The organism is Amycolatopsis sacchari (assembly GCF_900114035.1).
In the GTDB taxonomy this organism is placed as follows: Bacteria; Actinomycetota; Actinomycetes; order Mycobacteriales; family Pseudonocardiaceae; genus Amycolatopsis_E; species Amycolatopsis_E sacchari.
In genome coordinates this window covers 12,071-37,009 of sequence record NZ_FORP01000041.1, presented here as the reverse complement: position 1 = coordinate 37,009, position 24,939 = coordinate 12,071, and the positions used below count along the sequence as shown (strand labels likewise).

At 70.6% G+C, this 24,939-nt stretch carries 18 protein-coding genes and 1 pseudogene; 5 read left to right on the top strand and 14 right to left on the bottom strand.

Annotation, left to right across the window (positions count from 1 at the left end; all coding sequences use genetic code 11):
* The 3 genes and pseudogenes from BMZ92_RS38480 to ftsY form a co-directional block, all read right to left on the bottom strand.
* Nucleotides 1–123: pseudogene (locus tag BMZ92_RS38480) on the bottom strand (IS982 family transposase); the annotation flags it as partial.
* Between the two features lie 54 nt (nt 124–177).
* A complete protein-coding gene (locus tag BMZ92_RS35135) occupies nt 178–411 on the bottom strand; it encodes a hypothetical protein (protein WP_091516797.1) in 234 nt (77 codons plus the stop codon).
* A gap of 50 nt (nt 412–461) precedes the next feature.
* Nucleotides 462–1,760, bottom strand: a complete 1,299-nt coding sequence (gene ftsY / locus BMZ92_RS35130; protein WP_091516794.1) for a signal recognition particle-docking protein FtsY — start codon at nt 1,758–1,760, stop codon at nt 462–464.
* A 139-nt stretch (nt 1,761–1,899) separates the two neighbouring features.
* Here ftsY and BMZ92_RS35125 point away from each other — a divergent pair, with 139 nt between their 5' ends.
* Together BMZ92_RS35125 and BMZ92_RS35120 are read left to right on the top strand one after the other, a co-directional pair.
* On the top strand, nt 1,900–3,072 hold the full coding sequence (locus BMZ92_RS35125) for an anhydro-N-acetylmuramic acid kinase (protein WP_091516792.1): 1,173 nt from the start codon (nt 1,900–1,902) through the stop codon (nt 3,070–3,072).
* A 9-nt stretch (nt 3,073–3,081) separates the two neighbouring features.
* Nucleotides 3,082–4,626 carry a sodium:solute symporter gene (locus BMZ92_RS35120; RefSeq protein WP_091516789.1) on the top strand — a complete coding sequence of 515 codons (1,545 nt, stop codon included), beginning with the start codon at nt 3,082–3,084 and terminating at the stop codon, nt 4,624–4,626.
* Nucleotides 4,627–4,633: 7 nt separating this feature from the next.
* Here the strand turns inward: BMZ92_RS35120 and BMZ92_RS35115 are convergent, their stop codons facing one another.
* Complete coding sequence (locus BMZ92_RS35115) at nt 4,634–5,530, bottom strand: SDR family oxidoreductase (protein WP_091516788.1); 897 nt, start codon at nt 5,528–5,530, stop codon at nt 4,634–4,636.
* 110 nt (nt 5,531–5,640) lie between these two features.
* On the opposite strand from BMZ92_RS35115, the gene BMZ92_RS35110 reads away from it, so the two are divergent.
* Together BMZ92_RS35110 and BMZ92_RS35105 are read left to right on the top strand one after the other, a co-directional pair.
* Complete coding sequence (locus tag BMZ92_RS35110) at nt 5,641–6,261, top strand: TetR family transcriptional regulator (RefSeq protein ID WP_091516785.1); 621 nt, start codon at nt 5,641–5,643, stop codon at nt 6,259–6,261.
* A 223-nt stretch (nt 6,262–6,484) separates the two neighbouring features.
* Complete coding sequence (locus BMZ92_RS35105) at nt 6,485–6,925, top strand: DUF6292 family protein (protein WP_091516784.1); 441 nt, start codon at nt 6,485–6,487, stop codon at nt 6,923–6,925.
* On the opposite strand, the gene BMZ92_RS35100 is transcribed toward BMZ92_RS35105, so the two are convergent.
* From BMZ92_RS35100 to kdpF, 10 genes are all read right to left on the bottom strand, one after another.
* Entirely contained in the window at nt 6,883–9,396 is a 2,514-nt protein-coding gene (locus BMZ92_RS35100) for a glycoside hydrolase family 172 protein (protein WP_245783436.1), read from the bottom strand. The two genes, BMZ92_RS35105 and BMZ92_RS35100, sit on opposite strands and share 43 nt — an antisense overlap.
* A 160-nt stretch (nt 9,397–9,556) precedes the next feature.
* On the bottom strand, nt 9,557–13,153 hold the full coding sequence (smc, locus tag BMZ92_RS35095; RefSeq protein WP_091516781.1) for a chromosome segregation protein SMC: 3,597 nt from the start codon (nt 13,151–13,153) through the stop codon (nt 9,557–9,559).
* 87 nt (nt 13,154–13,240) lie between these two features.
* A complete protein-coding gene (locus BMZ92_RS35090) occupies nt 13,241–13,537 on the bottom strand; it encodes an acylphosphatase (protein WP_091516780.1) in 297 nt (98 codons plus the stop codon).
* Between the two features lie 179 nt (nt 13,538–13,716).
* Nucleotides 13,717–14,316, bottom strand: coding sequence for a hypothetical protein (locus tag BMZ92_RS35085; RefSeq protein ID WP_091516777.1), 600 nt, complete (start codon nt 14,314–14,316; stop codon nt 13,717–13,719).
* Nucleotides 14,317–15,047: 731 nt separating this feature from the next.
* Nucleotides 15,048–15,737: a response regulator gene (locus BMZ92_RS35080; protein WP_091516776.1), complete on the bottom strand. Its 690-nt coding sequence runs from the start codon at nt 15,735–15,737 to the stop codon at nt 15,048–15,050.
* Nucleotides 15,734–18,253 carry a sensor histidine kinase gene (locus tag BMZ92_RS35075; RefSeq protein WP_091516773.1) on the bottom strand — a complete coding sequence of 840 codons (2,520 nt, stop codon included), beginning with the start codon at nt 18,251–18,253 and terminating at the stop codon, nt 15,734–15,736. Before BMZ92_RS35075 ends, BMZ92_RS35080 begins: the two co-directional genes overlap by 4 nt.
* A gap of 4 nt (nt 18,254–18,257) precedes the next feature.
* Complete coding sequence (locus tag BMZ92_RS35070) at nt 18,258–18,842, bottom strand: potassium-transporting ATPase subunit C (protein WP_091516798.1); 585 nt, start codon at nt 18,840–18,842, stop codon at nt 18,258–18,260.
* Between the two features lie 5 nt (nt 18,843–18,847).
* Complete coding sequence (kdpB, locus tag BMZ92_RS35065) at nt 18,848–20,902, bottom strand: potassium-transporting ATPase subunit KdpB (protein ID WP_091516772.1); 2,055 nt, start codon at nt 20,900–20,902, stop codon at nt 18,848–18,850.
* Nucleotides 20,899–22,560, bottom strand: a complete 1,662-nt coding sequence (gene kdpA / locus BMZ92_RS35060) for a potassium-transporting ATPase subunit KdpA (RefSeq protein WP_091516769.1) — start codon at nt 22,558–22,560, stop codon at nt 20,899–20,901. Before kdpA ends, kdpB begins: the two co-directional genes overlap by 4 nt.
* Entirely contained in the window at nt 22,560–22,661 is a 102-nt protein-coding gene (kdpF, locus tag BMZ92_RS35055; protein ID WP_091516767.1) for a K(+)-transporting ATPase subunit F, read from the bottom strand. Before kdpF ends, kdpA begins: the two co-directional genes overlap by 1 nt.
* A gap of 344 nt (nt 22,662–23,005) precedes the next feature.
* Here kdpF and asnB point away from each other — a divergent pair, with 344 nt between their 5' ends.
* Nucleotides 23,006–24,844, top strand: a complete 1,839-nt coding sequence (gene asnB / locus BMZ92_RS35050) for an asparagine synthase (glutamine-hydrolyzing) (RefSeq protein WP_091516764.1) — start codon at nt 23,006–23,008, stop codon at nt 24,842–24,844.
* Nucleotides 24,845–24,939 lie beyond the last annotated feature (95 nt).

Sequence of the window (24,939 nt, the reverse complement as noted above, 5' to 3'; positions counted from 1 at the left end):
GGCCAGGGTGACCAACTCCGCGTCGGTGAGCTTCGGCGGTCTGCCCATCCGACGCCTACCAGCGAGGTGGTCGTCGATCTTGACGTAGAGTGCGGCGAGAAGGGTGTTCAGGTCGGTCGTCACAAACTGATCTTGAACACCCTTCGCCCGTCTTCAACTACCGCCTCGACTTACGCATTAATCGTCTAGGGGTTCTTCGCCCGCAGCGATGTCCATGGCGTCGTCGAGGCCCGCTTCGTATCCTTCGATGCTGTTCGACCCCTGGATGGCGCGGGCCAGCGACACCCGGCGCAACGAACCCACCCAGCGGCGCGGTTCGGCCAGCTGGTGCCGCAGGTTCGTCTTCAGCTCCTCGACCTGGTCGAGAACGTCCAGTTCCCGTCGGTCGAGGTCAGGGGCCACGAACAGCATGTCGGATATATTACCGACATCGTGTCGGTTTGTATTTGAATTACCGACACTCAGCCCAGCAGGGCGTCCACGAAGGCTCCGGGTTCGAAGGGGGCCAGGTCGTCGGGGCCTTCGCCCAGGCCGACGAGCTTCACGGGCACTCCGAGCTCCCGCTGGACCTGGAACACGATCCCGCCCTTGGCGGTGCCGTCGAGCTTCGTCAGCACGATGCCCGTCACGTCGATGACCTCGCGGAACACCCGCGCCTGCGCCAGCCCGTTCTGCCCGGTCGTCGCGTCGAGGACGAGCAGCACCTCGTCCACCTTCGCCTGCTTCTCGACCACGCGCTTGACCTTGCCCAGCTCGTCCATCAGGCCGGTCTTGGTGTGCAGCCGCCCCGCGGTGTCGATCAGCACGGCGTCGACGCCGGCCTCCGTCCCGCGCTTGACCGCGTCGAACGCCACGGCCGCCGGGTCGGCGCCCTCCTTGCCGCGGACGACCTCGGCGCCCACGCGCTCCGCCCACGTCTGCAGCTGGTCGGCCGCCGCCGCGCGGAACGTGTCCGCCGCGCCCAGCACGACCCTGCTGTCCTGCGCCACGAGCACCCGCGCGAGCTTGCCCGTCGTCGTGGTCTTGCCCGTGCCGTTCACGCCCGCGACCAGCACGACCGCCGGCTGCTTCTGCCCGTCCACGGTGTGCGGCAGCGCCCGCACCGCCCGCGGCGCCTCCGTCTGCAACGCCTCCGTCAGCACCTCGTGCAGCAGCGTGCGCGCCTGCTCCGGCGTGCGCACCCCGCGCTTGATGATCTCCGCCCGCAGCTTCTCGACGATCTCCGTCGTGGTCGCCGCGCCCAGGTCCGCGACCAGCAGCGTGTCCTCGACGTCCTGCCACGAGTCCTCGTCCAGGTCACCCGCGCCGAGCAGGCCCAGCAGGCTCTGCCCGAACATCGACCGCGACTTCGACAGCCGCCCGCGCAGCCGCTCCATGCGGCCCGTGGCCGGAGCGATCTCCTCCTTGACCGCAGGCTCGGGCTCGGGGACGACCTCCGGCTCCGGCGGCAGCTTGACGTCCACGATGCCGCGCCGCGGCGCGTCCCTCGGGACCGAGGCGTCGTCGCCGACGCCCGGCTGGCCGTCCACCTCGGTGCGCTCCCCCGCGGGGTGCGGCGGCGCCTCCTCGCCACCGGGCGCGAGCGCGATCCCGCCGCCCGCCTGATAGCCCCCGCCTCTCGGCTTGGTCTCCTTCTCGACGCGCGCGGCCTCGCGCATGCTGATCCGCCGCCGCCGCGCCACGGTCAGGCCGGTGACCAGCGTGATCGCCAGCAGCACGACGACTACCAGGATGATCCAGAACCAGAGGTTGCTCGACACGCCGCCATCCTCGCATCCATCGGGCGCCGACCGGGAACGCCCCGGGTTTCCCCACGTCCAACCAGGCGGAAACTCGGTTCGGACAAGAAGTCACGACATGTCTTGCAATCCGGTGAGAAATGGACTAGACCACTCCTCCATGGGTGAACGCGTGGCCGGCCTGCTGTCCGGCACGTCGGTCGACGCGATCGACGTGGCGGTGGCCGACCTGCGCCTGGACGGCGACGAGGTGGTGCTGACCCCGCTCGGCGCGCTCGAACTCGCCTACCCCGGCGACCTCCGGGAAGACCTGCTCGCCGCCCTGCCGCCCGCGACCACCACCGCCGAAGCGCTGACCAGGCTCGACACCCGCGTCGGCCAGGCTTTCGCCGACGCCGCACAGCGGGCGCTCGACCGGTTCGGCCCCGCGGACCTCGTCGCTTCGCTGGGGCAGACCGTGTTCCACTGGGTCGAGGACGGTCACGCGCTGGGCACGCTCCAGCTCGGCCAGCCCGCGTGGATCGCCGAACGCACCGGGCTGCCCGTCGTCGCCGACCTGCGCGTCCGGGACATCGCAGCGGGCGGGCACGGTGCCCCGCTCGCCAGCACCCTCGACCGGCTGTGGCTGCGCGACCTCGCCGAGTCCTCCGGAAAGCCGGCCGTGGCGCTGAACATCGGCGGCATCGCGAACATCACCGTTGTCCGGCCGGACGGCGAGACGACGGCCTTCGACACCGGTCCCGGAAACGCGCTCCTCGACCTCGCCGCCGCCCGCACCACCGGGAAGCCCCGCGACGAGAACGGCGCGCTCGCCGCGAAGGGACGTGTCGACGAAGACGTCCTGCGCCGTCTGCTGGCCGAGCCGTACTACGCCGCCCCGCCGCCGAAGTCCACGGGCAAGGAGCTGTTCCACAGCGCCTACCTCGACGAGTTCCTCCCGCACACCGAGCCCGAGGACCTGCTGGCCACCCTCACCGAGCTGACGGCCCGCACGGTCGCGGACGCCTGCCGGGGCGCGGGCACTGTCGTCGCGTCCGGTGGCGGGGTCGAGAACCCGGCGCTGATGCGTGCCCTTGCCGCGAACCTCGACGCCCGTCTCGTCACCAGCGACGAGCTGGGCCTGCCGCGCGCCGCGAAGGAGGCGTACCTGACCGCGCTGCTGGGCTGGCTCACCTGGCACGGCGTGCCCGCGAACGTGCCGAGCGCGACCGGCGCCCGCGCGTCACGCCTGCTCGGCAGCGTCACGCCCGGCGCCGGACCTCTCGCGCTGCCCGCGCCACACCCCGTGGCGGTCACTCGTCTGCGGGTAGCGGTGCCCCGCCGGGAAGAGTAGGAGAGACCAATGCATCCCGTGGACCTGGCGATCATCGTCGTCTACCTGGCCGCGATGCCCCTGCTGGGTGTCCTGGTCGGGCGCCGCCAGCGGTCGGCCGCGGACTACTTCATCGGCGAGCGCAGCCTGCCGTGGTGGGCCGTGTGCTTCTCGATCGTCGCCACCGAGACCTCCACGCTGACGGTGATCAGCACACCGGGCCTGATCTGGGCGGCGTCGGGCAGCTACAACGGCCTGACCTACCTGCAGCTGCCGTTCGGCTACATCATCGGCCGCACGCTGGTGTCGTTCGTGCTGCTGCCGCGCTACTTCAAGGGCAGGCAGTCCACGGCGTACCAGTTCCTCGGGGAGCGGTTCGGCTCGGCGATGCAGGGCGTGTCGTCGGTGGCGTTCATCGTGACGCGGCTGCTGGCCGAGGGCGTGCGGCTGTTCGCGGGCGCGATCCCGATCCAGGTGATCCTCTCGCACTACGGGTTGCACACGCAGTACTGGCAGATCGTGGTGGTGCTGACCGCGCTGACCGTGATCTACGCACTGGTCGGCGGCATCAAGGCGGTCGTGTGGGTCGACGTCATCCAGCTGACCGTCTACGTCGGCGCGGCGATCGTGGCGATGATCGTGCTGGCGGCGAAACTGCCGTCCGGCTGGGCGTCGCGCGCCTCCGACGCGGGCATCTTCCGCGTCTTCGACTTCAACTTCGACGGGCTGCACCTGCTCACGAGCCAGTACGCCTTCCTCACCGCCGTCGTCGGCGGCGCGATCTTCACGATGGCCTCGCACGGCAGTGACCAGCTGATCGTGCAGCGGTTCCTGGCCTGCCGCAGCATTGCCGACGGCCGCAAGGCCCTCATCGGCAGCGGTGTCGCGGTGACCATCCAGTTCGCGCTGTTCCTGCTGATCGGCGCGATGCTCTGGGCGCACAACGGGTTCCGCAACCTCAAGGAGCTGGGCGTCAAGAGCAGCGACGACATCTTCACCGGGTTCATCACCAGCGAGCTACCGGTCGGCGTCGCGGGGTTGCTGATCGCCGCGATCCTCGCGTCCACGATGGGCGCGCTCGCGTCGGCGCTCAACGCGCTGTCCAACTCGACCGTGGCCGACCTGTACCAGCGGTTCACCAAGCGCCGCCCGGAGGACTCGAAACTGCTGCGGCACGGGCGGATCTGGACGCTGGTGTGGGCGGTGGTGTTCGCGGTGTTCGGCTCGCTGTTCTCCAGCCGCAACAACCCGGTGATCGAGCAGGGCCTGTCGATCACGGGCTACACGTACGGCGCGATGCTCGGCGCGTTCTTCCTGGGGCTGTGGGTCAAGCGGGCCCGGCAGCTGGACGCGGTGATCGCGTTCGTGGTGACCGTCGCCGTGATGGCCGTGGTCGTGCTGGCGGTGAAGATCCCGCCCGCGCCCGGCGCGAAACCCGTGGTGCTGGCGTTCCCGTGGTACACGCTGCTCGGGGTGCTGATCACGCTCGTGGTCGGCGGTGGGCTGTCGCTGCGCCACCGCACCGCCGACCCGAAGGCGACCGAGACCCGCGAGCCGGAACCCGCCGGCTCGTGAACCGCCGTCATCCCACCGCGTAGGCGCCCGCGGCGAGGTCCTCGAGGAGCGCGGGGCCGGTGGGCGTCCAGCCGAGGAGCTCGCGCGTCGCCGCGCTGGTCGCCGCGAGGTCCGCGCCGAAGAACGTGCCGAGCCAGCCGAAGTGGTCCTGGACGTCGGCCGGGTCGATCGACGCCACGGGGAGGTCGAACGCGCGCCCGATCCCCTCGGCGATCTCGCGGGTCGGCACGCCTTCCTCGGCGACGGCGTGCAGGCGCACGCCCGCCGGTGCCTTTGCCAGGCCCAGTGCGACCAGCCGTGCGGCGTCACGCACGTGCACCGCGGCCCACCGGTGCGTGCCGTCACCGACGTAGCCGGAAACGCCCTTCTCCCGGGCGATCGCGCCGAGGGCCGCGATGAACCCGTGGTCGCCGGTGCCGTGCACGGTCGGCGCGAAGCGCAGGCTCACGGACCGCACGCCGCGCTCGGCGAACTCCAGCGTGAGGTTCTCGCTGCCGCCACGGGGTGCATCCGGGCCGTGGAACGGGGAGGGGTCGTCCTCGGTGGCGGGCCTGCCCTGGACGAGGCCCGCAATGCCCGCGGCGACCAGGAACGGCCGCCCGCTGTCCGCGAGCGTGTCGCCGATCGTCTGCACCGCGGCCCGTTCGGCGGCGTTGGTGCCGGCGGGGTCGGACCAGTCGTGCTTGTTCGCGAGGTGGATCACGGCCTCGGACTCCCGTGCCCCGAGCCGGATGCGGTCGAGGTCGTCGAGGTCACCGCGCAGGACGCGGGCACCCTTCGCCTCGACGGCGGCGGCCGAGGCGTCGGACCTGGCCAGCCCGGTGACCTCGTGACCGGTGGCGAGCAACTCCTCGACCACCGCGGAACCGATCCACCCGGACGCTCCGGTGACGAAAACGCGCATGAGCCTGTTCTCCTCAGGGCTCGAAGTTCAGTGATGTCTGCGACTGACGTCAACCACAGACATCACTGTACGCCGCGAAGTCAGCGACTGCCATCACTACACTCGGAGGCATGGCGCGTTGGGAGCCCGGAGCGGCGGAACGGCTGCAGCAGGCAGCGCTCGAACTGTTCGCCACCCGCGGGTTCGAGCAGACGACCGCGACGGAGATCGCGCGGTCCGTCGGCCTGACCGAACGCACGTTCTTCCGTCACTTCAGCGACAAACGCGAGGTCCTCTTCCACGGGCAGCAGGTCTTCGCCCGTGCGTTCCTCGACGGCGTGACCGGCGCACCACCGGACGCGTCACCGATGGAGGTCGTCGCCTCCGGCCTGCGGTCCGCGTCCTCGTTCTTCCCCGACGAACGCCGGGCCTCCTCGCGGCTCCGGCAGTCGGTGATCGATCAGAACCCCGCGTTGCGGGAGCGCGAACGGCACAAGCTGGCGAGCGTCGCCAAGGACGTCGCGGCGGCGCTGCGCGAGCGCGGCGTCGACCAAACCGCGGCCACGCTGGCCGCGGAGTCGGGCGCGACGGTGTTCGGGATCGCGTTCACGCAGTGGATCCGCGAGGACGAGCAGCGCTCGCTCGCCGACATCGCGGCCGAGGTGCTGGGGGAACTGCTGGCGCTGGCCCGTCAGTCGGCCGGCGCCGAGAAGGGCGCGTCGAGGTCCTGCTCGCGGACGGGCGCCGGGTAGACCACCGGCTCGTCGTCCGTGCGGTGGCTGAACAGGGGCTGGTCGGCCGGATCGGGTGCGGTCAAAGCGGAACTCCTCGGAAAAGCGCAGGGCGGCCCGGGAGGAACCCGGCGAGCCGCGAAAGGGATCGGACGGTACTCCACACCGTGATCCGGTGGTCCGTCCTCCCCCACCGTACGCGCAAGCAGGGCGGCGGCGCGAGCATCCCCCTAAAGTGAGAGCCATGGACCACACCGACGCCACCCACGAGCTCGGCCAGGGCCTCGCCGGGTACGTCGAGTCGATCGCCGCCGCGCTCGACCTGCCCGAGCAGGGCACCAGCTTCGAGATCAGCGACACCGCCACCGCCTACGTGGCGCTCCGGCGGACGCCGCAGCGGCCCGGCGAGGACCTGATGCTGGTCTGGAGCGAAGGCAGCGGGTGGGCGGTGGCCGTGGAGACCGACCCGGGCGCCCAGCCCAGGGTGCTGGCCTACCTCGGCGGCGAAAACCCGGTCCCCGCACCGGAAGTGGTGGCCGCGTTCGTGCGGGACGTCCTCAGTGGACGCCGCGGCCCCGGGACCCGGCCGGTGTTCAGCACCGACGGCAACCGGCCGGATCTCGCGGAGCGGCTCACCCGCGATCAGTCGGCGGGCGGCGTGAGCGTGTGGGAGAACACCGAGTAGCGCGCGCCCGACCACGCCGGCGCGCCCACGACCGGTTCGAGGCGCACCTCCACCGAGGAGCGGCCCGCCGTGAGCGCCGGTGGCAGGTCGAAGGAGTCCTCCAGCCAGCGCGAATACGTGTTGCCCAGCGGCTGGTACCACTCCCCCGCCGGCTGCCCGTCCACGAAGACCGCCGCGTGCTGGAAGGCCTTCGACTGGTCGGACAGGCGCCGCAGCCGCACCCCCTGGTTGCCCTGGTCCACGCGGGCGGTGAAGGTGACCGTGCCCGTGGTCGTCGCGACCGTGCCGTCGACCGGCGCACGGTCCGCCTTGCCCTCGAAGGTCGAGGTCAGGGCCGTCCGCGTCTCGCCGGGGGCCGAGTAGCCGTGGTCGAGGCGGGACCCGTCGTCGGCGAGGTCGATCACGTCGGACCGCTTCAGCGACGGCTGCGCCTGCCCGTACCAGTACGCCGTGGAGCTGTAGTCCGCCGGCATCTGCGACCGGTCACCGTGCTCGATGTCGAACTCGACCCCGGCGCCGAACGGCACCGCGTCCCCGATCATGAGCCGGTACGCGTTGAGGCACACGTACTGGCAGCCGTCCGTCCCGTTCTCGTGGCTGACGAGCCCCGCCTGCGGCATCGCGTAGGGCACGCCCTCCACACCGCCGTCCCGCGCGTCCTGGAAGTACCAGCCGGACTCGTAGAAGTCCTCCGAGCCCGTGCCGTATTCGATGGGGCTCGCCGTGCCGTCCGGATAGACGCGCTCGTCGCCTTCGAGGAAGTTCATCTGGTGCACGGGACCCGGTGGGATGTGCCCGCGCATGCTCGTCGTCACACCGTAGAACAGGCCTCGCCCCTGCGTGTTCAGGAAGTTCCAGTCCTGCCCCGTCACGGTGTCCCCGCGGTGCTGCGTGGCGTGGAAGTACCCCAGTTCGCCACGCGTCAGGCCGTTCGAGACGGACCCGTCGGGCGCCGCCGTGACGGCGAGGTCGCCCGCGCCGACCGGCACCTGCGAGGTGTTGACCAGCTCGACGACCGCCCGCTGCCGGTAGGGCATCGGCCACCACGACGTGAAAGCGCCGTCCTCGGTGGTGTCGATCGAGTGCAGGAGCGTCCGCGACGCGTACTTCCCGAGCCCGGAACCGAAGAACTCACCGACGGGAGCGTCCACAGTGGTCTGCCCGTCGAAGGTGATCCGCAACCGCAGCCCGTCCAGCACCGCGTCGGAGGCCGCGACCTGCCCGGCGTCGGTGGCGTAGCGGAAGTTCTGCAGCCCGGCCCACGTCTGGCCGGTGATCCGGTAGCCGTGCACGGCCTCGTCGCTCGGGTGGTTCGGCCCGACGTCCATGATGTCGGTGCGCACCCACTCGCCGCCGATCTTGCTGTGGATCTCGTACCGGAACTCGTTGACGTCCAGGGCCGAGGACACGAACGTGCTCGCGATCCGCACCGAGGACCGGTGGGCGGTGAGCGCGGCGGGGACGTCGATCGTCTGCTCGGCCCAGCGCCCGCCGGGGGCGGCCGCGCCGCTGTCCCACTCCCCCGCCTGCTGCCCGTCGACGGTCACGCTCGCCCGCTGCTGCCCGATCCCGGCGTCGTAGCGGCGGGTGATCCGGATCCCGTCGTTGGCGGGGGAAATGCTCGCGGCGAAGGAACTCCCGCCTTGCGCGAAGGCCCGTCCGTCGTCGTACACCGCGGGCGCGGCGACCACCTGCGGCAGGCGCAGCGCGAGCTGGTCGATCCGGCCGGGGCCGTTCACCGGCAGCGTGACCGCGGCACCGGGCGCGAGCGCCACCGCCGTGTGCTGCGTCCGCGCACCGGGCGCGGCGGGCTTCGGGTCGCGCACGCCGTAACCCCGCAGCCGTTGCAGGACGTCGGTCGCCTTGTCGGTCGGGTCGAAGGTGCGCACCCCCGTCGCGTCGGCGAACTGCCGGTAGGCGACGTGGTAGAAGTGCGGGTTGTGCTCGGTGGTGACCCGCATCGAGTGCGTGTGGGGCATGGGCACCTTGATCACCGCGCCGCCCATCGTGTCGGCGCTGTTGCCGACGAGCGGCCACACGAAAGGCGCGCCGCGCTTGCCGTCCACGATGTCCTGAAGTGAGCCGGAAAGCACGGTACGCCCGTCGAGCTCGACCGTGATCCGGCCGATCGGGGCGACGGAGTTCGAGGCGTAGGTGAACCAGATCGATGAGATTTCCCCGGGTGCGAGCGATTCCGCGATCACACAACCCTCATCGTCCTGACGCAGGCAGGAATAGGTCCCGTTGAAACCGTCGTCGTTGTTCCCGGTCCGGTCGAAGCTCGAAAACTGTTTCAGCTGGGCACCCGGCCGCAGCTGCGCCAGCGCGGACATCGTGCGGTAGGTGTCCCAGCCGACGGGGCCCTTCGGCAGCGCCGGCGGCGGCGCCGCGGAGGCGTGGCCCGGCACGAGCAGTGCGAGCACCAGAACAGCAATGGCGACCAGGGTTTTCCTGTGCACGACGGTGGGCACGGCGGGGGCTCCTGCGCGGCGGGGACGGGGTGAGAAAACGTTTTCCGACGGTAGGGCTCCGCCGACGACAGCGTCTAGAGCCACCCGGGTGGTTTGAACCAGCACGCAGCGTGAGTACCCGTGAAAGATTTTTCACGCCGCCCCGATCGGGCGTATTCGCTCAGGAAGCGGTTTCGACCTTTTCCTCACGCAGCCGCTGCGAAATGACCTTGGTGATCCCGTCGCCCTGCATGCTCACGCCGTACAGCGCGTCCGCGATTTCCATCGTCGGTTTCTGGTGCGTGATGATGATCAGCTGCGACGAGTCGCGCAGCTGCTCCAGCAGGCCGATCAGGCGGCGCATGTTGGTGTCGTCCAGCGCGGCCTCGACCTCGTCCATGACGTAGAAGGGCGAAGGGCGGGCGCGGAAGATCGCGACCAGCATGCCGACCGCGACGAGCGACTTCTCGCCACCCGACAGCAGCGACAGCCGCTTGACCTTCTTGCCGGGCGGGCGTGCTTCGACGTCCACGCCGGTGGCGAGCATGTCGTCCGGCTCCGTGAGCACCATGCGGCCCTCGCCGCCGGGGAACAACACGGAGAACACGGTCTCGAACTCGCGCGCGACGTCGTGGTAGGCGGACGTGAAGACCTCCAGGATCTTGTCGTCCACCTCCTTGATCACCGTCAGCAGGTCCTTGCGGGTGGCCTTGAGGTCCTCCAGCTGCGTGGACAGGAACTTGTAGCGCTCCTCCAGCGCGGCGAACTCCTCCAGCGCCAGCGGGTTGACCTTGCCCAGCGTGGCCAGGTCCCGCTCCGCCCGCTTCGCGCGGCGCTCCTGGGTGGCCCGGTCGTACGGGATCGGCGGCGGCGCCGTCACGGACTCGCCGCGCTCGCGGGCCTCCTCGTACTCGGCCATCTCGGCCGCGCCGGGCGGCACCGGCACGTCGGGGCCGTACTCGGCGACCAGGTCCTCCAGGCCGATGCCGAAGTCCTCGGCGATCTTGGTCTCCAGCTGCTCCAGGCGCAGCCGCTGCTCCGCCCGCAGCACCTCGTCGCGGTGCACCGCGTCGGTCAGCTTCTCCAGCTCGCCGGTCAGCTCGCGGACCCGGCTGCGCACCTGCGCCAGCGCGGTTTCCCGGCCCTGGCGCGCGGCCTGCACCTCGTCGCGCTCGGCCGCGGCGCGCTGCACCGACTGCTCGATGCGCTCCAGCGCCAGCTCACCGGCGTCGACCACCGCGGCCGCGATCGCGGCACCCTTCGCCCGCTGCGCGCGAGCGCGTTCGGCGCGTTCCCGTGCCTGCTGCTCGGCGTGCGCGGCGCGGCGCAGGGACTCGGCCCGGCCCGCGATCCCGCGTGCCCGCTCCTCGGCCGTGCGCAGCGCGAGGCGCGCCTCGACCTCCTCCTGGCGGACGACGGCCAGCTCCTCGGCCATCTGGTCGCGCTCGGTGGTGTCCGGGTCCTCGTCCACCGCCTCCTCGGCGACGGCGGACAGCCGCTCCTCCAGCTCGGCGAGCTTCTCGACCGCTTCCTGCCTGCTGCTCTCGACCTTCGCGCGCTGCTGGTGCAAGCGCGTCACCTCGGCCTCGGCCGAGCGGGCGGCCTGCTGCAGCCGGTTCAGCCGCTCCGACGAGCGGGCCTTGCGGACCTTGGCCTCGTTGAGCGCTTCCTTGACCTGGCCGACTTCCTCACGGCGGGCCTGTTGCTCGGCGCGGGCACCCTCCAGCTCGGCGGCCGTGCGCTCCAGCAGGCGCTCGGCGGCGAGCAGCCGGTCCTGCGCCTCGTCGACCGCGGCCTGCACCTCGATGACGCTCTCGCTGCGCGACGAGCCACCGACCGCCCAGTGCGCGCCGAACACGTCGCCCTCTTCGGTCACCGTGCTGACCTCGGGGTGCACGGCGACGAGCCGGCGCGCGGTGTCCAAATCGGACACCACGGCGATGCGGTCCAGCGCGCGCTCCACCGCGGGACGCAACGTTTCCGGCGCCGTGACGACCTCGCGGGCCCAGCGCGCGCCCTCCGGCAGCGACGGCCACGACGAGGTGTCCACTGTGTACTCCTGGCCGCCGAGCAGCACGCCTGCACGGCCGGAGTCGTTGTCCTTCAAGTACTTCAGCGCGGCGAGCGCGTCCTCACCGCCCTGCACGGCGACGGCGTCGGCGACCGGGCCGAGTGCCGCGGCGAGCGCGACCTCGTACCCGGGCTCGACGGTGAGCAGCGCGGCGACCGAGCCCAGCAGGCCCGGCAGCTGGTCGGACGCGCCGAGCAGCGCGCCCGCGCCGTCCTTGCGGCGCAACCCCATCGACAGGGCGTCCACGCGGGCCTTCTCCGACGCGATCTCGCGCTCGGCGGACCGCTCGGCCTTCACCAGCTCCTCGACGCGGGCCTTGGCGGCGTTGTTCGCCTCGACCGCGCGGTCGTGGCGGGCCTGGAGCTCGGCGTCGTCGGACTCCTCGACGCCGCCCTCGGCCTTCGCCTCCTCCAGCTCCTCGACGGCGATCTCGGCGCGGGCCGCGGCCTCGTCGATCGCGGCGGTGAGGCGCTCGATCTCGTCCGCGGTGGCGCCGTTCTTGCTGCGCAGCGCCTCGACCTGGCCGGTCAGCTTCGCCAGCCCCTCGCGGCGGTCGGCGATCGCGCGGACCGCCGCCATGTGCGCGCGCTCGGCCGCCTGCACCGCGTGCTCCAGCTGCTCACGGCGCTGCACGGTCTCCGACAGCATCGCCCGCGCCTGCGCGACGGCCTCGTTCAGCTCCTCCTCGCGCATCGCGACCTGCTCGGCCTCGGCGAGCAGCTCCTCCGGGTCACGCCCGGTCTGCTGCGTCTCCACGTCGGACGACAGGTGCCGCTGGCGCTCGACGGCGAGCCGGACGGTGCCCCGCAGGCGCTCGGCCAGCGCGGACAGCTTGTACCAGGTGTCCTGCGTCTGGGCCAGGCGCGGCGCGTCCTCGGCCAGGAGCGCTTCGAGCTGGTTCTCCTCGGCGCTGACCAGCTCCAATGCCTGCTCGACCTCGGCGCGGCGGGCGCGGGCGGTGGCCTCGTCGGCCTCCTCCTTGGCGATCGCGGCGCGCTGCGTCACCAGGTCGTCGGCGAGCAGGCGCAGGCGCGCGTCACGCAGCTCGGCCTGCACGGACTGCGCCTTGCGGGCGATCTCGGCCTGCTTGCCCAGCGGCTTGAGCTGGCGGCGCAGCTCGGCGGTCAGGTCGCCGAGGCGGTCGAGGTTGCCCTGCATCGCGGTGAGCTTGCGCAGCGCCTTTTCCTTGCGCTTGCGGTGCTTGAGCACACCGGCGGCCTCCTCGATGAAGGCGCGGCGCTCCTCGGGCTTGGATTCGAGGATCTGGGACAGCTGCCCCTGGCCGACGATGACGTGCATCTCGCGGCCGATACCGGAGTCGGACAGCAGTTCCTGGATGTCCAGCAGGCGGCACGAGCTGCCGTTGATCTCGTACTCGCTGGCCCCGTCGCGGAACATGCGGCGCGTGATGGAGACCTCGGAGTACTCGATGGGCAGCGCGCCGTCGGCGTTGTCGATGGTCAGCGTCACCTCGGCGCGGCCGAGCGGGGCGCGGCCCGCGGTGCCGGCGAAGATGACGTCCTCCATCTTGCCGCCACGCAGGTCCTTGGCACCCTGCGTGCCCATCACCCAGCGCAGCGCGTCGAGCACGTTCGACTTGCCCGAGCCGTTCGGCCCGACGACGCAGGTGATGCCGGGTTCGAACCGCAGGGTGGTCGCCGAGGCGAAGGACTTGAAGCCCTTCAGCGTCAGACTCTTGAGATGCACGTTGGCGGGGACCCCTCCGGTGCTGCGAACCTCTGCCGGTCGGTTGAGTCTACCGAGGCGCGGACGGCGGCTGCGGGAGGCGCGGCGTCACTTCTCCGCGAAGCCGGTCAGGCCCCCTCGGGCGGGCGACCAGTGCTCGACCACCTGATCCACACTTCCGGGTGAGGATGACGAACGGAGCGCGACGACAAGCTGCTCACAGTGATCCTTGGGCCCCTCCGCGACGACCTCGACGCGTCCGTCCGGCAGGTTCGCCGCGCTGCCCACCAAGCCCAGTTCGAGCGCGCGGCACCGGGTCCACCAGCGAAAACCGACACCCTGCACCCGGCCGCTGACCCACGCGGTGAGCCGCACCGCTTCCTGTTCCGCAGTCACGGCTCCCATCGTGCCGCACCGAAATGACTGCGGACAGTTAACGGTGAGCGCCGCGCAGCTCGCACTCCGTTAACCGTCGGTGCTAACCTGCCCGTCGCGTCCACCCGCCTGGGCTACTCCGCCCGGGCAGGACAAGCCGAGATCTCTCAGCAAGGAGCCACCATGACCCAGTCCGGGTCACGTTCGGGTCAGCGCGCCGAAGTGGCGCCCCCACGCGATTCCGCGTCTCGGACCAAGCGCAGCGGATACGTCCTGCTGGCGGTCAGCGGGGTCGTGCTCGCCACGGCTTTCGGCGGCATCGCGGAGCTGTCGTCACCGTCGATCGTCGCCGGCGGTGATCTGAAGGCCGGCAACGCGAACTCGTCGTCCGGCCCGCAGCTGATCCCGGGCAACCCAGTGCCGGGCACACTGACGGTCGCCGGTTCCGCCCAGCCCGACCCGGCGACGTCCCCGACGGCGGTCGTCACGGTCGGCCCGGACGGCAAGCCCGTCGTGACGATCCTCCCGGCCCCCGGCTCCGGTGCGAACCCCGTCGTCCTGCCGCCCGGCACCCCGATCCCACCCGGCACGTACATCCCGCCGGGCACGCAGATCCCCCCGACGAACCCGATCACCCCGACGGACCCGACGAGCCCCCCGCGTGACGACACGTCGACCAAGCCGCCGACGAGCGGGCCGTCCAGCAGCTCGCCGACGAGCAGTTCCAGCAGCCCCACGCACTCCACGACGCCGAGCAGCAGCTCGTCCGAGCCGCCCGCGAGCAGCTCGACCAGCACGACGACGAGCACCCCGGACAGCTCCTCGTCCAGTGGCGGTTCGGAGACTTCCGGGCAGGGGTGAGGGCCGTAGGCCCGAGCACAGCCACCCCGAGAGTTGGCTGATCATCCCGTCGCCTGATACCGGTGGATCACTTTGAGCCAGGGCCGCAACATGCGCCGGGACCGGCGGCCGAAAGACCAAAGCTTGCGGCTCTGGGTCAAAGTGATATGCACAAACCGCAGGCGACGGGATGATCACTCAACTCGCCCACCCACCCAAAGGTGAGATCCCTTTGGGCCCCCAACATCCTGGAGCCTGCCCGCCGGCCAATACCGCTAAGTTAGTACGTTTTACCTGGTCAGGGCGTTACCGGAGGCTCTGTTCAGTCGTTCCCGCCGGTTAGGCGGTTCTCCACTTGAGACAGTCGCCGTTGCGGTTGAGGGGAATCTTCAATTGAGGCAACTGTTCTGTCGGGGTGTGACCGCTCTGTGGGCGACGCCTCCAAACGCCTCTGAGCTGCGGAAACTCGCCTAAACTTAGCGGTATTGCCCGCCGGCGAGGCGTTTCTTTTTTCCCTGGTCGCCTGAGAGCCCAGGCACCGGGGTCCACCGGGCGTGGCCGCCCTGCTCGAGCGGCCCCTCCCCCGCCCCATCCCCTTGATTGTTCAGCAGCTGGGGATCGAGGCGGGGGAGGAGCGGGGCGTGGGGCCGCTCGCGTTCGCGTCGCCGGGTGCGGTGTGTGGGTGGTGCGGCGCGGTTTCTTAGTTTTCGAATCTGTAGCCCATGCCCGGTTCTGTGAGCAGGTGTTTGGGGCGGCTTGGTTCCCGTTCCAGTTTTCGCCTGAGTTGGGCCAGGTAGACCCTCAGGTAGTGGGTCTCGTTCTCGTACGTCGGGCCCCAGACTTCCCTCAGCAGCTGCTTCTGCGACACCAGCCTGCCCCGGTTGCGCACCAGCAGCTCCAGCACGCCCCACTCGGTCTTGGTCAGGTGCACCTCCTGACCATCGCGTTCCGCCTTCTTCGCCACCAAATCGACCGTGAACGCCTCGGTTTTCACCACGGCCTCCACTTCGTCCGATGTGGACACCGCTGATCGCCGGACGGCCGCTCTCAACCGCGCCAGGAGTTCGTCCATCCCGAACGGCTTGGTCACGTAATCGTCCGCGCCCGCGTCCAGTGCCTGCACCTTGTCCGGTGAATCGCTGCGGGCCGAGAGGACGATGATCGGCACCGTCGTCCAGCCACGCAGGCCCGCGATCACCTCGTTGCCGTCCATGTCCGGCAACCCGAGGTCCAGTATCACCACATCAGGCTTGGTATCCGCGACCGCCCGCAGCGCCGCCGCGCCGTCGTGCGCCGTGATCACCTGGTAGCCCCTCGCCGCGAGGTTGATCCGCAACGCCCGCACGATCTGCGGCTCGTCGTCGACCACCAGTACCTTCGCCGCCGTCATCGCTGCCCCTCCCGCGCGGCCGGCAGCGAGACGACCACCGTCAGCCCGCCACCCGGCGTGTCCTCCGCCCTGATCGTGCCACCCATCGCCTCGGTGAACCCCTTCGCCACCGACAGGCCCAGCCCGATCCCCGGCGTGTTGTCCCTGTCCCCCAACCGCTGGAACGGCGCGAACGCCGAATCGCTCGCGCCCTTCTTCAGCCCTCGCCCGTGGTCGATGACCCGCAGCTCCACGTACTCGGCGTGCGTGCTCGCCCGCACCTGCACCGGCTCCGGACCGCGCCCGTGCCGCAGCGCGTTGTCGATCACGTTCGCCACCACCCGTTCCAGCAACCCCGGGTCCGCCAGCACCGCGGGCAGGCGCGCGTCGACCGACACCACCACCGACTCCGAATTGTCCACAGTAGACAGGGCGTGCGCCACCACGTCGTCGTACCCGACCGGGCGCAGCTGCGGCCGCACGGCGCCCGTCGCGAGGCGGGAGGAGTCCAGCAGGTTGTCCACCAGACCCGCGAGCCGGTCCGTCGACTCCTCCGCCGTGGCCAGCAACTCCTCCGTGTCCTCCGGCGAAAGCTCGATGTCCTGCGCCCGCAGGCTCCCGATCGACGCCTTGATCGAGGTCAGGGGCGTGCGCAGGTCGTGCCCCAGCGCCGACAGCAACGCCGTCCGCAGCTCCGTCGCCTCCGCCTTGCGCTCCGCCCGCGCCGTCGCCGCCGCCAGGCGCTGCTGCCGCAACGCGAGCAACGCCTGCCCGGCCGCCGCCTCCAGCACCCGGCGGTCCGCCGCGGGCAAGGCCCTGCCGCGCAACGTCAGGTGCACATCGGCCGTCACCGGAACGTCCACATCGGCCTCGTCGGGCTCGCCGCACGGGTTCGGGCCGCACTCCTCCACGCGGTGCCACACGCCATCCCGCTTCTCGACCAGGCTGACGGCCTCCAGCCCGAAGTTCTCCCGCACCTTCTCCAGCAACCGCGGCAACGGCGCCGTGTTGGTCAGCACCGTCTTCGCGTACGACGCCAGCAGCGAGGCCTCCGTCCGCGCCTGCGCCGCCAGTTTCCCCTGCCGCGCGGCGGTGTCCACGACGAGCGCCACCAGCACGCCGACGACGACCATCGCCACGAGCGTGATCACGTTGCTCTGCGCGTGCACGGTCAGCGTGTAGAAGGGCTCGGTGAAGAAGAAGTTCAGCAGCCCGGCCGACAGGAACGCCGCGAGCAGCGCCGGCCCGAGCCCGCCGACCAGCGCCACCAGCACGGTGGCGAGGAAGTAGTCCACGACGTCGGTGGAGAAGTCGAGTTCCCTGCGCAGCAGCGCGCCGATGGCCGTGGCCACCGCGGGCAGCAGCAGCGCGAGCACCCAGCCCGACACCCGCCGCGAAGCCGCGATCGGGCTGCGGTTGACCAGTTTCCGCAACCGCCCGCCCGCCTCCTCGTGCGTCACCATGTGCACGTCGATGGCACCCGACCGCTGCACCACCGTCGCGCCGATGCCCTGGTCGAACAGCCTCGCCAGCCGCGACCGGCGCGACGTGCCGAGCACGAGCTGCGTCGCGTTCACCCCGCGGGCGAAGTCGAGCAACGCAGTGGGCACGTCGTCCCCGACCACGGTGTGGAATGTCGCGCCCAGGTCCTCGGCGAGCTTGCGGAAGCGCCCCATCTCGGCCGGGCCGACACCGGTCAGCCCGTCGCCCCGCAGGACGTGCACCACCAGCAGCTCCGCACCCGCCCGCGCCGCGATCCGGCTGCCGCGCTGGATCAGCGTCTCGCTCTCCGGCCCGCCGGTCACCGACACGACGACGCGCTCCCGCGTCTCCCACGTGTCCGTGATGCGCTGCTGGGCGCGGTACCGCTGGAGCGCCACGTCCACCTGGTCGGCGACCCACAGCAGCGCCAGCTCCCGCAACGCGGTCAGGTTGCCCGGCCGAAAGTAGTTGCTCAGCGCCGCGTCGATGCGCTCCGCCGGGTACACGTTGCCGTGGGCGAGGCGCCGCCGCAGCGCCTCCGGCGTGATGTCGACCAGCTCGACCTGCTCGGCCTTGCGCACCACCTCGTCCGGCACCGTCTCCTGCTGCGGCACGCCGGTGATCTTCTCCACCACGTCGTTGAGGCTCTGCAGGTGCTGCACGTTCACCGTGGACAGCACGTCGATGCCCGCCTCCAGCAGCTCCTCCACGTCCTGCCAGCGCTTCTCGTGCCGGGAACCCGGGATGTTCGTGTGCGCGAGTTCGTCCACAATGGCCACTTCGGGGGCGCGGGCGAGGACGGCCTCGACGTCCATCTCGGTGAACTCGCTGCCCCGGTAGACGCCGCGGCGGCGCGGCACGACCTCCATGCCGTCGAGCAGCTGGGCGGTCTTCTTCCGACCGTGCGTCTCGACGAGCCCGACCACGACGTCGGTGCCGCGTTCCTTGCGGCGCCACGCCTCGCCGAGCATGGCGAAGGTCTTGCCGACGCCAGGAGCCGCGCCGAGGTAGATGCGCAGTTCACCCCGGCGCGGCCGCTCCTGTTGTTCGTCCACGTCCTCAGTGTGCCTCCGCGGCGGCCACGGCGAGGTTGAGTTCCAGGACGTTCACCCCGGGCACGCCGATGCCGTAGCCGGTCGTGTGCTGCCGCACGAGTTCCAGCACCTGCGCCTCGGGCAGCCCCGTCACGCGGGCGACGCGCGGGACCTGCAGCTCGGCGTAGGCCACGCTGATCGTCGGATCGACGCCCGACCCCGAAGCCGTCACGGCGTCCGCGGGCACCGCGTCCGGCGAGACGCCCTCCCGCTGGGCGATGGTGGCCTTCCGCTCCTGGACCTGCTGGACCAGCTTGTCGCTGAAGCCGCCCAGGTTCGAGCCGCCCGACGTCGACGGGTCGCCCGTCGCCGACGGCCGCGTGTGGAAGTACGGGTCCCGCGCGGGGTCGGCGGGCACCGGGTCGATCCCGATGAGCGAGGACCCCACCGCCTTCCCGTCGACGGTCACGACCGAGCCCTCCGCGCGTGCCTCCAGGCCCGGGATCCGGGACACCGCCCACACGCCGAGGGGGTAGACCACCCCCAGCAGCACCGTGAACACCAGCAGCACGCGCAGTCCCGCGCCCATCTGCTTGAACCAGACCTTCATGAGCACTACCCGATTCCCGGTATGAAGCGGACCACGAGGTCCACGAGCCAGATGCCGAGGAACGGCGTCACGATGCCGCCGACCCCGTACACGAGGAGGTTCCGCCGCAGCAGCGAGGACGCGCTCGACGGCTTGTACCGCACGCCCCGCAGCGCGAGCGGGATGAGCACCACGATGATCAGCGCGTTGAAGATCACCGCGGACAGGATCGCCGACTCCGGCGAGTGCAGGTGCAGGATGTTCAGCCCCGCCAGCTGCGGGAAGATCGCCACGAACATCGCCGGGAGGATCGCGAAGTACTTCGCGAGGTCGTTGGCGATGGAGAACGTGGTGAGCGCCCCGCGTGTGATGAGCAGCTGCTTGCCGATCTCGACGATCTCGATGAGCTTCGTCGGGTCGGAGTCGAGGTCGACCATGTTGCCGGCCTCCTTGGCCGCCATGGTGCCGGTGTTCATCGCGACGCCGACGTCGGACGCGGCCAGCGCGGGCGCGTCGTTCGTGCCGTCACCGGTCATCGCGACGAGCCGCCCGCCCTCCTGCTCCTTGTGGATCAGGGCCATCTTGTCCTCGGGCTTGGCCTCGGCGAGGTAGTCGTCGACCCCGGCGTCCTCCGCGATGGCGCGTGCGGTGAGCGGGTTGTCGCCGGTGATCATCACCGTCTTGATGCCCATCGCCCGCAGCTCGCCGAACCGCTCGCGCATGCCGGGCTTCACGACGTCCGACAGCCGGATGACGCCGTGCACGAACGCCCTCCCGCCCGAGACCTCGGCCACGACGAGCGGCGTGCCGCCCTGCTGACCGATCTCGTCGGCCACGCGGTCGGCCTCGTCGGGGAAGTCACCGCCCTGCTCCCGCACCCACGCCCGCACCGCGCCCGCGGCACCCTTGCGGATCTGGCGTCCCGGCAGGTCGATCCCGCTCATCCGGGTCTGCGCGGTGAACGGGACGAACTCGCCGCCCGGCTCACCGGTGGCGGGCCCGGTCAGTTCGACGATGCTGCGGCCTTCCGGCGTGCCGTCGGCGAGGCTGGACAGCCGCGCCGCCTCGACCAGCGCGTCACGGCTCGCGCCGCCCACGGGGATCAGCTCGGTCGCCCTGCGGTTGCCGAAGGTGATCGTGCCCGTCTTGTCGAGCAGCAGCGTGGACACGTCACCGGCGGCCTCGACCGCTCGGCCGGACGTGGCGAGCACGTTGCGCTGCACCAGCCGGTCCATCCCGGCGATGCCGATCGCCGACAGCAGCGCGCCGATCGTGGTCGGGATCAGGCACACCAGCAACGCCGTCAGCACAATCACCGACTGCTGGCTGCCCGAGTACCCGGCCATCGGCTGCAGCGCCACCACGGCGAGCAGGAAGATGATCGTGAGCGTCGACAGCAGGATCGTCAACGCGATCTCGTTCGGTGTCTTCTGCCGGGAAGCGCCTTCCACCAGCGCGATCATCCGGTCCACGAACGTCTCGCCGGGCTTCGTCGTGATCTTGACGACGATCCGGTCGGACAACACGGTCGTACCGCCGGTGACGGCCGAGCGGTCGCCGCCGGACTCGCGGATCACCGGCGCGGACTCGCCGGTGATCGCCGACTCGTCGACGGTCGCGATCCCTTCGACCACGTCGCCGTCGCCCGGGATCGTCTCCCCCGCCTCGACGACGACCAGGTCACCGATCCTCAGCTCGACCCCGGGCACGCGCTCCTCGGCACCGGCAGTGGTGAGCCGCCGCGCGACGGTCTCCTTCTTGGTGCGCCGCAACGTTTCCGCCTGCGCCTTGCCCCGCCCTTCCGCTACGGCCTCGGCGAGGTTGGCGAACACCACGGTGAACCACAGCCACAGCGCCACGAGGACGGTGAACACGCTCGGGTCCGCGATCGCGAACACGGTGCTCAGCGCGGAACCGACCCACACCACGAACATCACGGGGTTGTGCACCTGGTGGCGGGGGTTGAGCTTGCGCACCGCCTCGGGCAGCGACACCAGCAGCTGCCGCGGACTGAACACACCCCCGGCGACGCGGCCGCCCGTTTCCTGCACGGGCGCGGGTTTTTCTTCTGTGATGGTCACGCCATTGCCTCCGCGATGGGACCGAGCGCGAGCGCCGGGATGAACGTCAGCGCCGCGACGAGCAGGATGGTGCCGGCGAGCACCGAACCGAACAGCGGCCCGGTCGTCGGCAGGGTGCCGCTGGTTTCGGGCACCTTGCGTTGCGCGGCGAGGGAACCGGCGAGGCACAACGTCGCGACGATCGGCACGAACCGGCCGATCAGCATCGCGACCGACAACGAGGACTGGAACCAGCCGTTCGTCACGGTGATCCCGCCGAACGCGCTGCCGTTGTTGTTGGCCGTCGAGGTGTAGGCGTAGAGCACCTCGGACAGCCCGTGCGGGCCGCTGTTGCCCATCGCCGCCGTCGTGCCGGGCAGCAGCAACGCGGTGCCCGCGCCGAGCAGCAGCACCGTCGGCATGGCCAGCATCGAGATCGCGGCCGCGGTCACCTCCCGCTTGCCGAGCTTCTTGCCGAGGTACTCGGGCGTGCGCCCGACCATCAGCCCCGCGAGGAACATCGCGATGATCGCCAGCACGAGGATCCCGTACAGCCCCGTGCCGACACCGCCCGGCGAGACCTCGCTGAACATCATGTGCAGCAACGGCATTCCGCCGCCGAGCCCGCTGAAGCTGTCGTGCATCGAGTTCACCGCACCCGTCGAGGTGCCGGTGGTGCTCGTGGCGAACAGCGAGGACGCGCCGACCCCGAACCGCTGTTCCTTGCCCTCCAGGTTGGCGCCGGCGAGCAGCGCGGCCGGGCCGTTCGGGTGCGTCTCCGCCCACCAGGTCACGACGAGCACGAACGTCCACAGCAGACCCATCACCGACAGCAGCACGTAGCCCTGCCTGCGGTTGCCGACGAGCGTGCCGAACGTGCGCGTCAGCGAAACGGGGATCACGAGCAGCAGGAAGATCTCGATGAGATCGGTCCACGCGTTGGGGTTCTCGAAGGGGTGCGCGGAGTTGGCGTTGAAGATGCCACCGCCGTTGGTGCCGAGTTCCTTGATCGCCTCCTGGCTCGCCGCGGGGGCGAGCGCGATCGTGCTCTGCGAGCCGCCCGGGTTCGTCACCGCGACGCCCGAGTGCAGGCTCTGCACCACGCCGAGCGCGACCAGCACGATCGCGAACACGAACGAGATCGGCAGCAGGATCCGCACGGTGCCGCGGGTGAGGTCCACCCAGAAGTTGCCGAGCCGGTCGGTGCGCGAGCGCACGAACCCGCGGATCAGCGCGACCGCCACGGCCAGCCCGACGGCGGCCGACAGGAAGTTCTGCACGGTCAGCCCGGCCATCTGGACGACGTGGCCCATGGTCGTTTCGGGCACGTAGGACTGCCAGTTCGTGTTGGTGACGAAGCTGACCGCCGTGTTGAACGCGACGCCGGGGCTCACCGCTCCCCTGCCGAAGTTCAGCGGCAGGAAGGCCTGCAGGCGCTGCAGCAGGTAGAGGAACACCACGGACACGAACGAGAACGCGAGCACGCCCATCGCGTAGGTGGGCCAGCGCTGCTCGGCGCCGGGGTCGACGCGGAAGAGGCGGTACAGCCCGCGTTCGACGCGCAGGTGCTTGTCCGTGGACAGGACCCGCGCCATGTAGTCGCCCAGCGGTCTGTAGACCACCGCCAGTGCGACCACCAGGATGCCGACCTGGACCAGGCCGGCGGACAGATCGTTCATCAGAACTTCTCCGGCCTGATCAACGCGAGGAACAGGTACACGATCAACCCCAGTGCCAGCACGCCACCGACGACGTTGGCCACCACGGACGTTCCGGTCACAGCTTCTCCAAACCGCGCAGCGTGAGCGCGAGCACCGCGAACACGGCGATCAACAGCACGGCGTACAGCAGGTCCGCCACTTCGCACCTTCCTGTGTGGGTCACCGGGTCCGGTGACCGCCCGGCGACCACTGTGCGGCCCGGCGCGTGCGGACTTGACCTGCGCTGACGGCCTCTTGACGCGCCTGGGCGCGGCATTTACGCGTTCTTGACTGCACGTGAGACTCCGCACACCACGCGTAATCCAGTCAGGCACTCCGGACATATCGCGCAGACACCAGAAGCACTCGCGTGTTACCACTGTGTTACATAGTTGTACTAGCTAAGCAAACCGGGAGGCAGACCATGTGCGGTATCACCGGCTGGGTGTCGTTCGACGCCGACCTCACCCAGCGGCGTGAAACCCTCGACGCGATGACGGAGACCATGTCGTGCCGGGGTCCCGACGACGAGGGCACGTGGATCGCGCCGCACGCCGCGCTGGGACACCGCCGGCTCGCCATCATCGACCTGCCGGGCGGCCGCCAGCCCATGTCGGTGCGCACGCCGAACGGCGAGGTCGCCATGGTCTACAGCGGCGAGACCTACAACTTCACCGAGCTGCGCGCCGAGCTCGCGGGCCTGGGGCACGAGTTCGAGACGGACAGCGACACCGAGGTCGTGCTGCACGGCTACCTGCAGTGGGGCGAGGCCGTCGCCGACCACCTCAACGGCATGTACGCGTTCGCGATCTGGGACGCCCGCGACGAGAAGCTCGTCATGATCCGCGACCGCATGGGGATCAAGCCGTTCTACTACTACCCCACCCGTGACGGGGTGCTGTTCGGTTCCGAGCCGAAGGCGATCCTCGCCAACCCGCTGGCCCGCCGTGTGGTGGACGCCGACGGGCTGCGTGAGCTGTTCGCGTTCGTCAAGACGCCGGGCTGGTCGCTGTGGCAGGGCATGCACGAGGTCGAGCCGGGCACGATCGTGCGCGTCGACCGGGACGGCGTGCACACCCACACGTACTGGCGGCTCGACGCCGTCGAGCACACCGACGACCAGGAGACCACCGTCGCGCGCGTGCGCGAGCTGATGACCGACATCGTGCACCGGCAGCTCGTCGCCGACGTGCCGCGCTGCGTGCTGCTGTCGGGCGGGCTCGACTCCAGCGCCGTCACGGGGCTGGCCGCCGCGCACCTGAAGGAGCAGGGCGAGCAGCTGCGCACGTTCTCCGTGGACTTCTTCGGGCAGGAGGAGAACTTCAAGCCCGACGAGATGCGGGACACGCCGGACTCGCCGTTCATCCGGGACGTCGCGCAGCTGGTCGGCTCGGCGCACCAGGACGTCATGCTCGACCCGAAGGCCCTGACGGACCCGGACGTGCGGCGCGCGGTCATCAGGGCGCGGGACATCCCCGCGGGCCTCGGCGACATGGACACGTCGCTGTACCTGCTGTTCAAGGCGATCCGGGCCGAGTCCACGGTGGCGCTGTCGGGTGAGTCCGCGGACGAGGTGTTCGGCGGTTACCGGTGGTTCCACGACGAGAACGCGCGCACCGCGGACACGTTCCCGTGGCTGGCGTTCCAGACGGGCCTGCACGAGCGCACGAACGTGCTGCGCGCCGACGTCAGCGCGAAACTGGCCATCGACGACTACGTCGCCGACCAGTACCGCAGTGCGGTCGCGAAGGTGGACCACCTGGACGGGGCGAGCGAGTTCGAGCAGCGCATGCGCACGATCTGCCACCTACACCTGACGCGCTTCGTGCGGATGCTGCTGGACCGCAAGGACCGCGCGTCGATGGCCGTGGGCCTGGAGGTGCGCGTGCCGTTCTGCGACCACCGGCTCGTCGAGTACGTCTACAACACCCCGTGGTCGCTGAAGTCGTTCGACGGCAGGGAAAAGAGCCTGCTGCGCCACGCGACGAAGCACGTGCTGCCGCAGTCCGTCGTGGACAGGGTGAAGAGCCCGTATCCGTCCACTCAGGACCCGGGGTACGCGGAAGCGTTGCAGCAGCAGGCGAAGGAGGTGCTCGCACAGCACGACAGCCCGGTGTTCGAGCTGATCGACCGGAACTGGCTGACCGAGGCCGTCGGCACGGACCCGCGTGAGATCAGCACGGTCGTCCGGCACGGCCTGGACCGCACGCTCGACCTGCACCACTGGTTCGACCTGTACCGGCCGGAGCTGCAGCTGGGTTAGGTGGTGCGGGCCACACCCTGAAAATCAGCTGTGAAATCCCGGCATAAGGCACAACGGGGGCGGGGCGTGCGTTGATGGGGGTAGAGAGGTGAGAG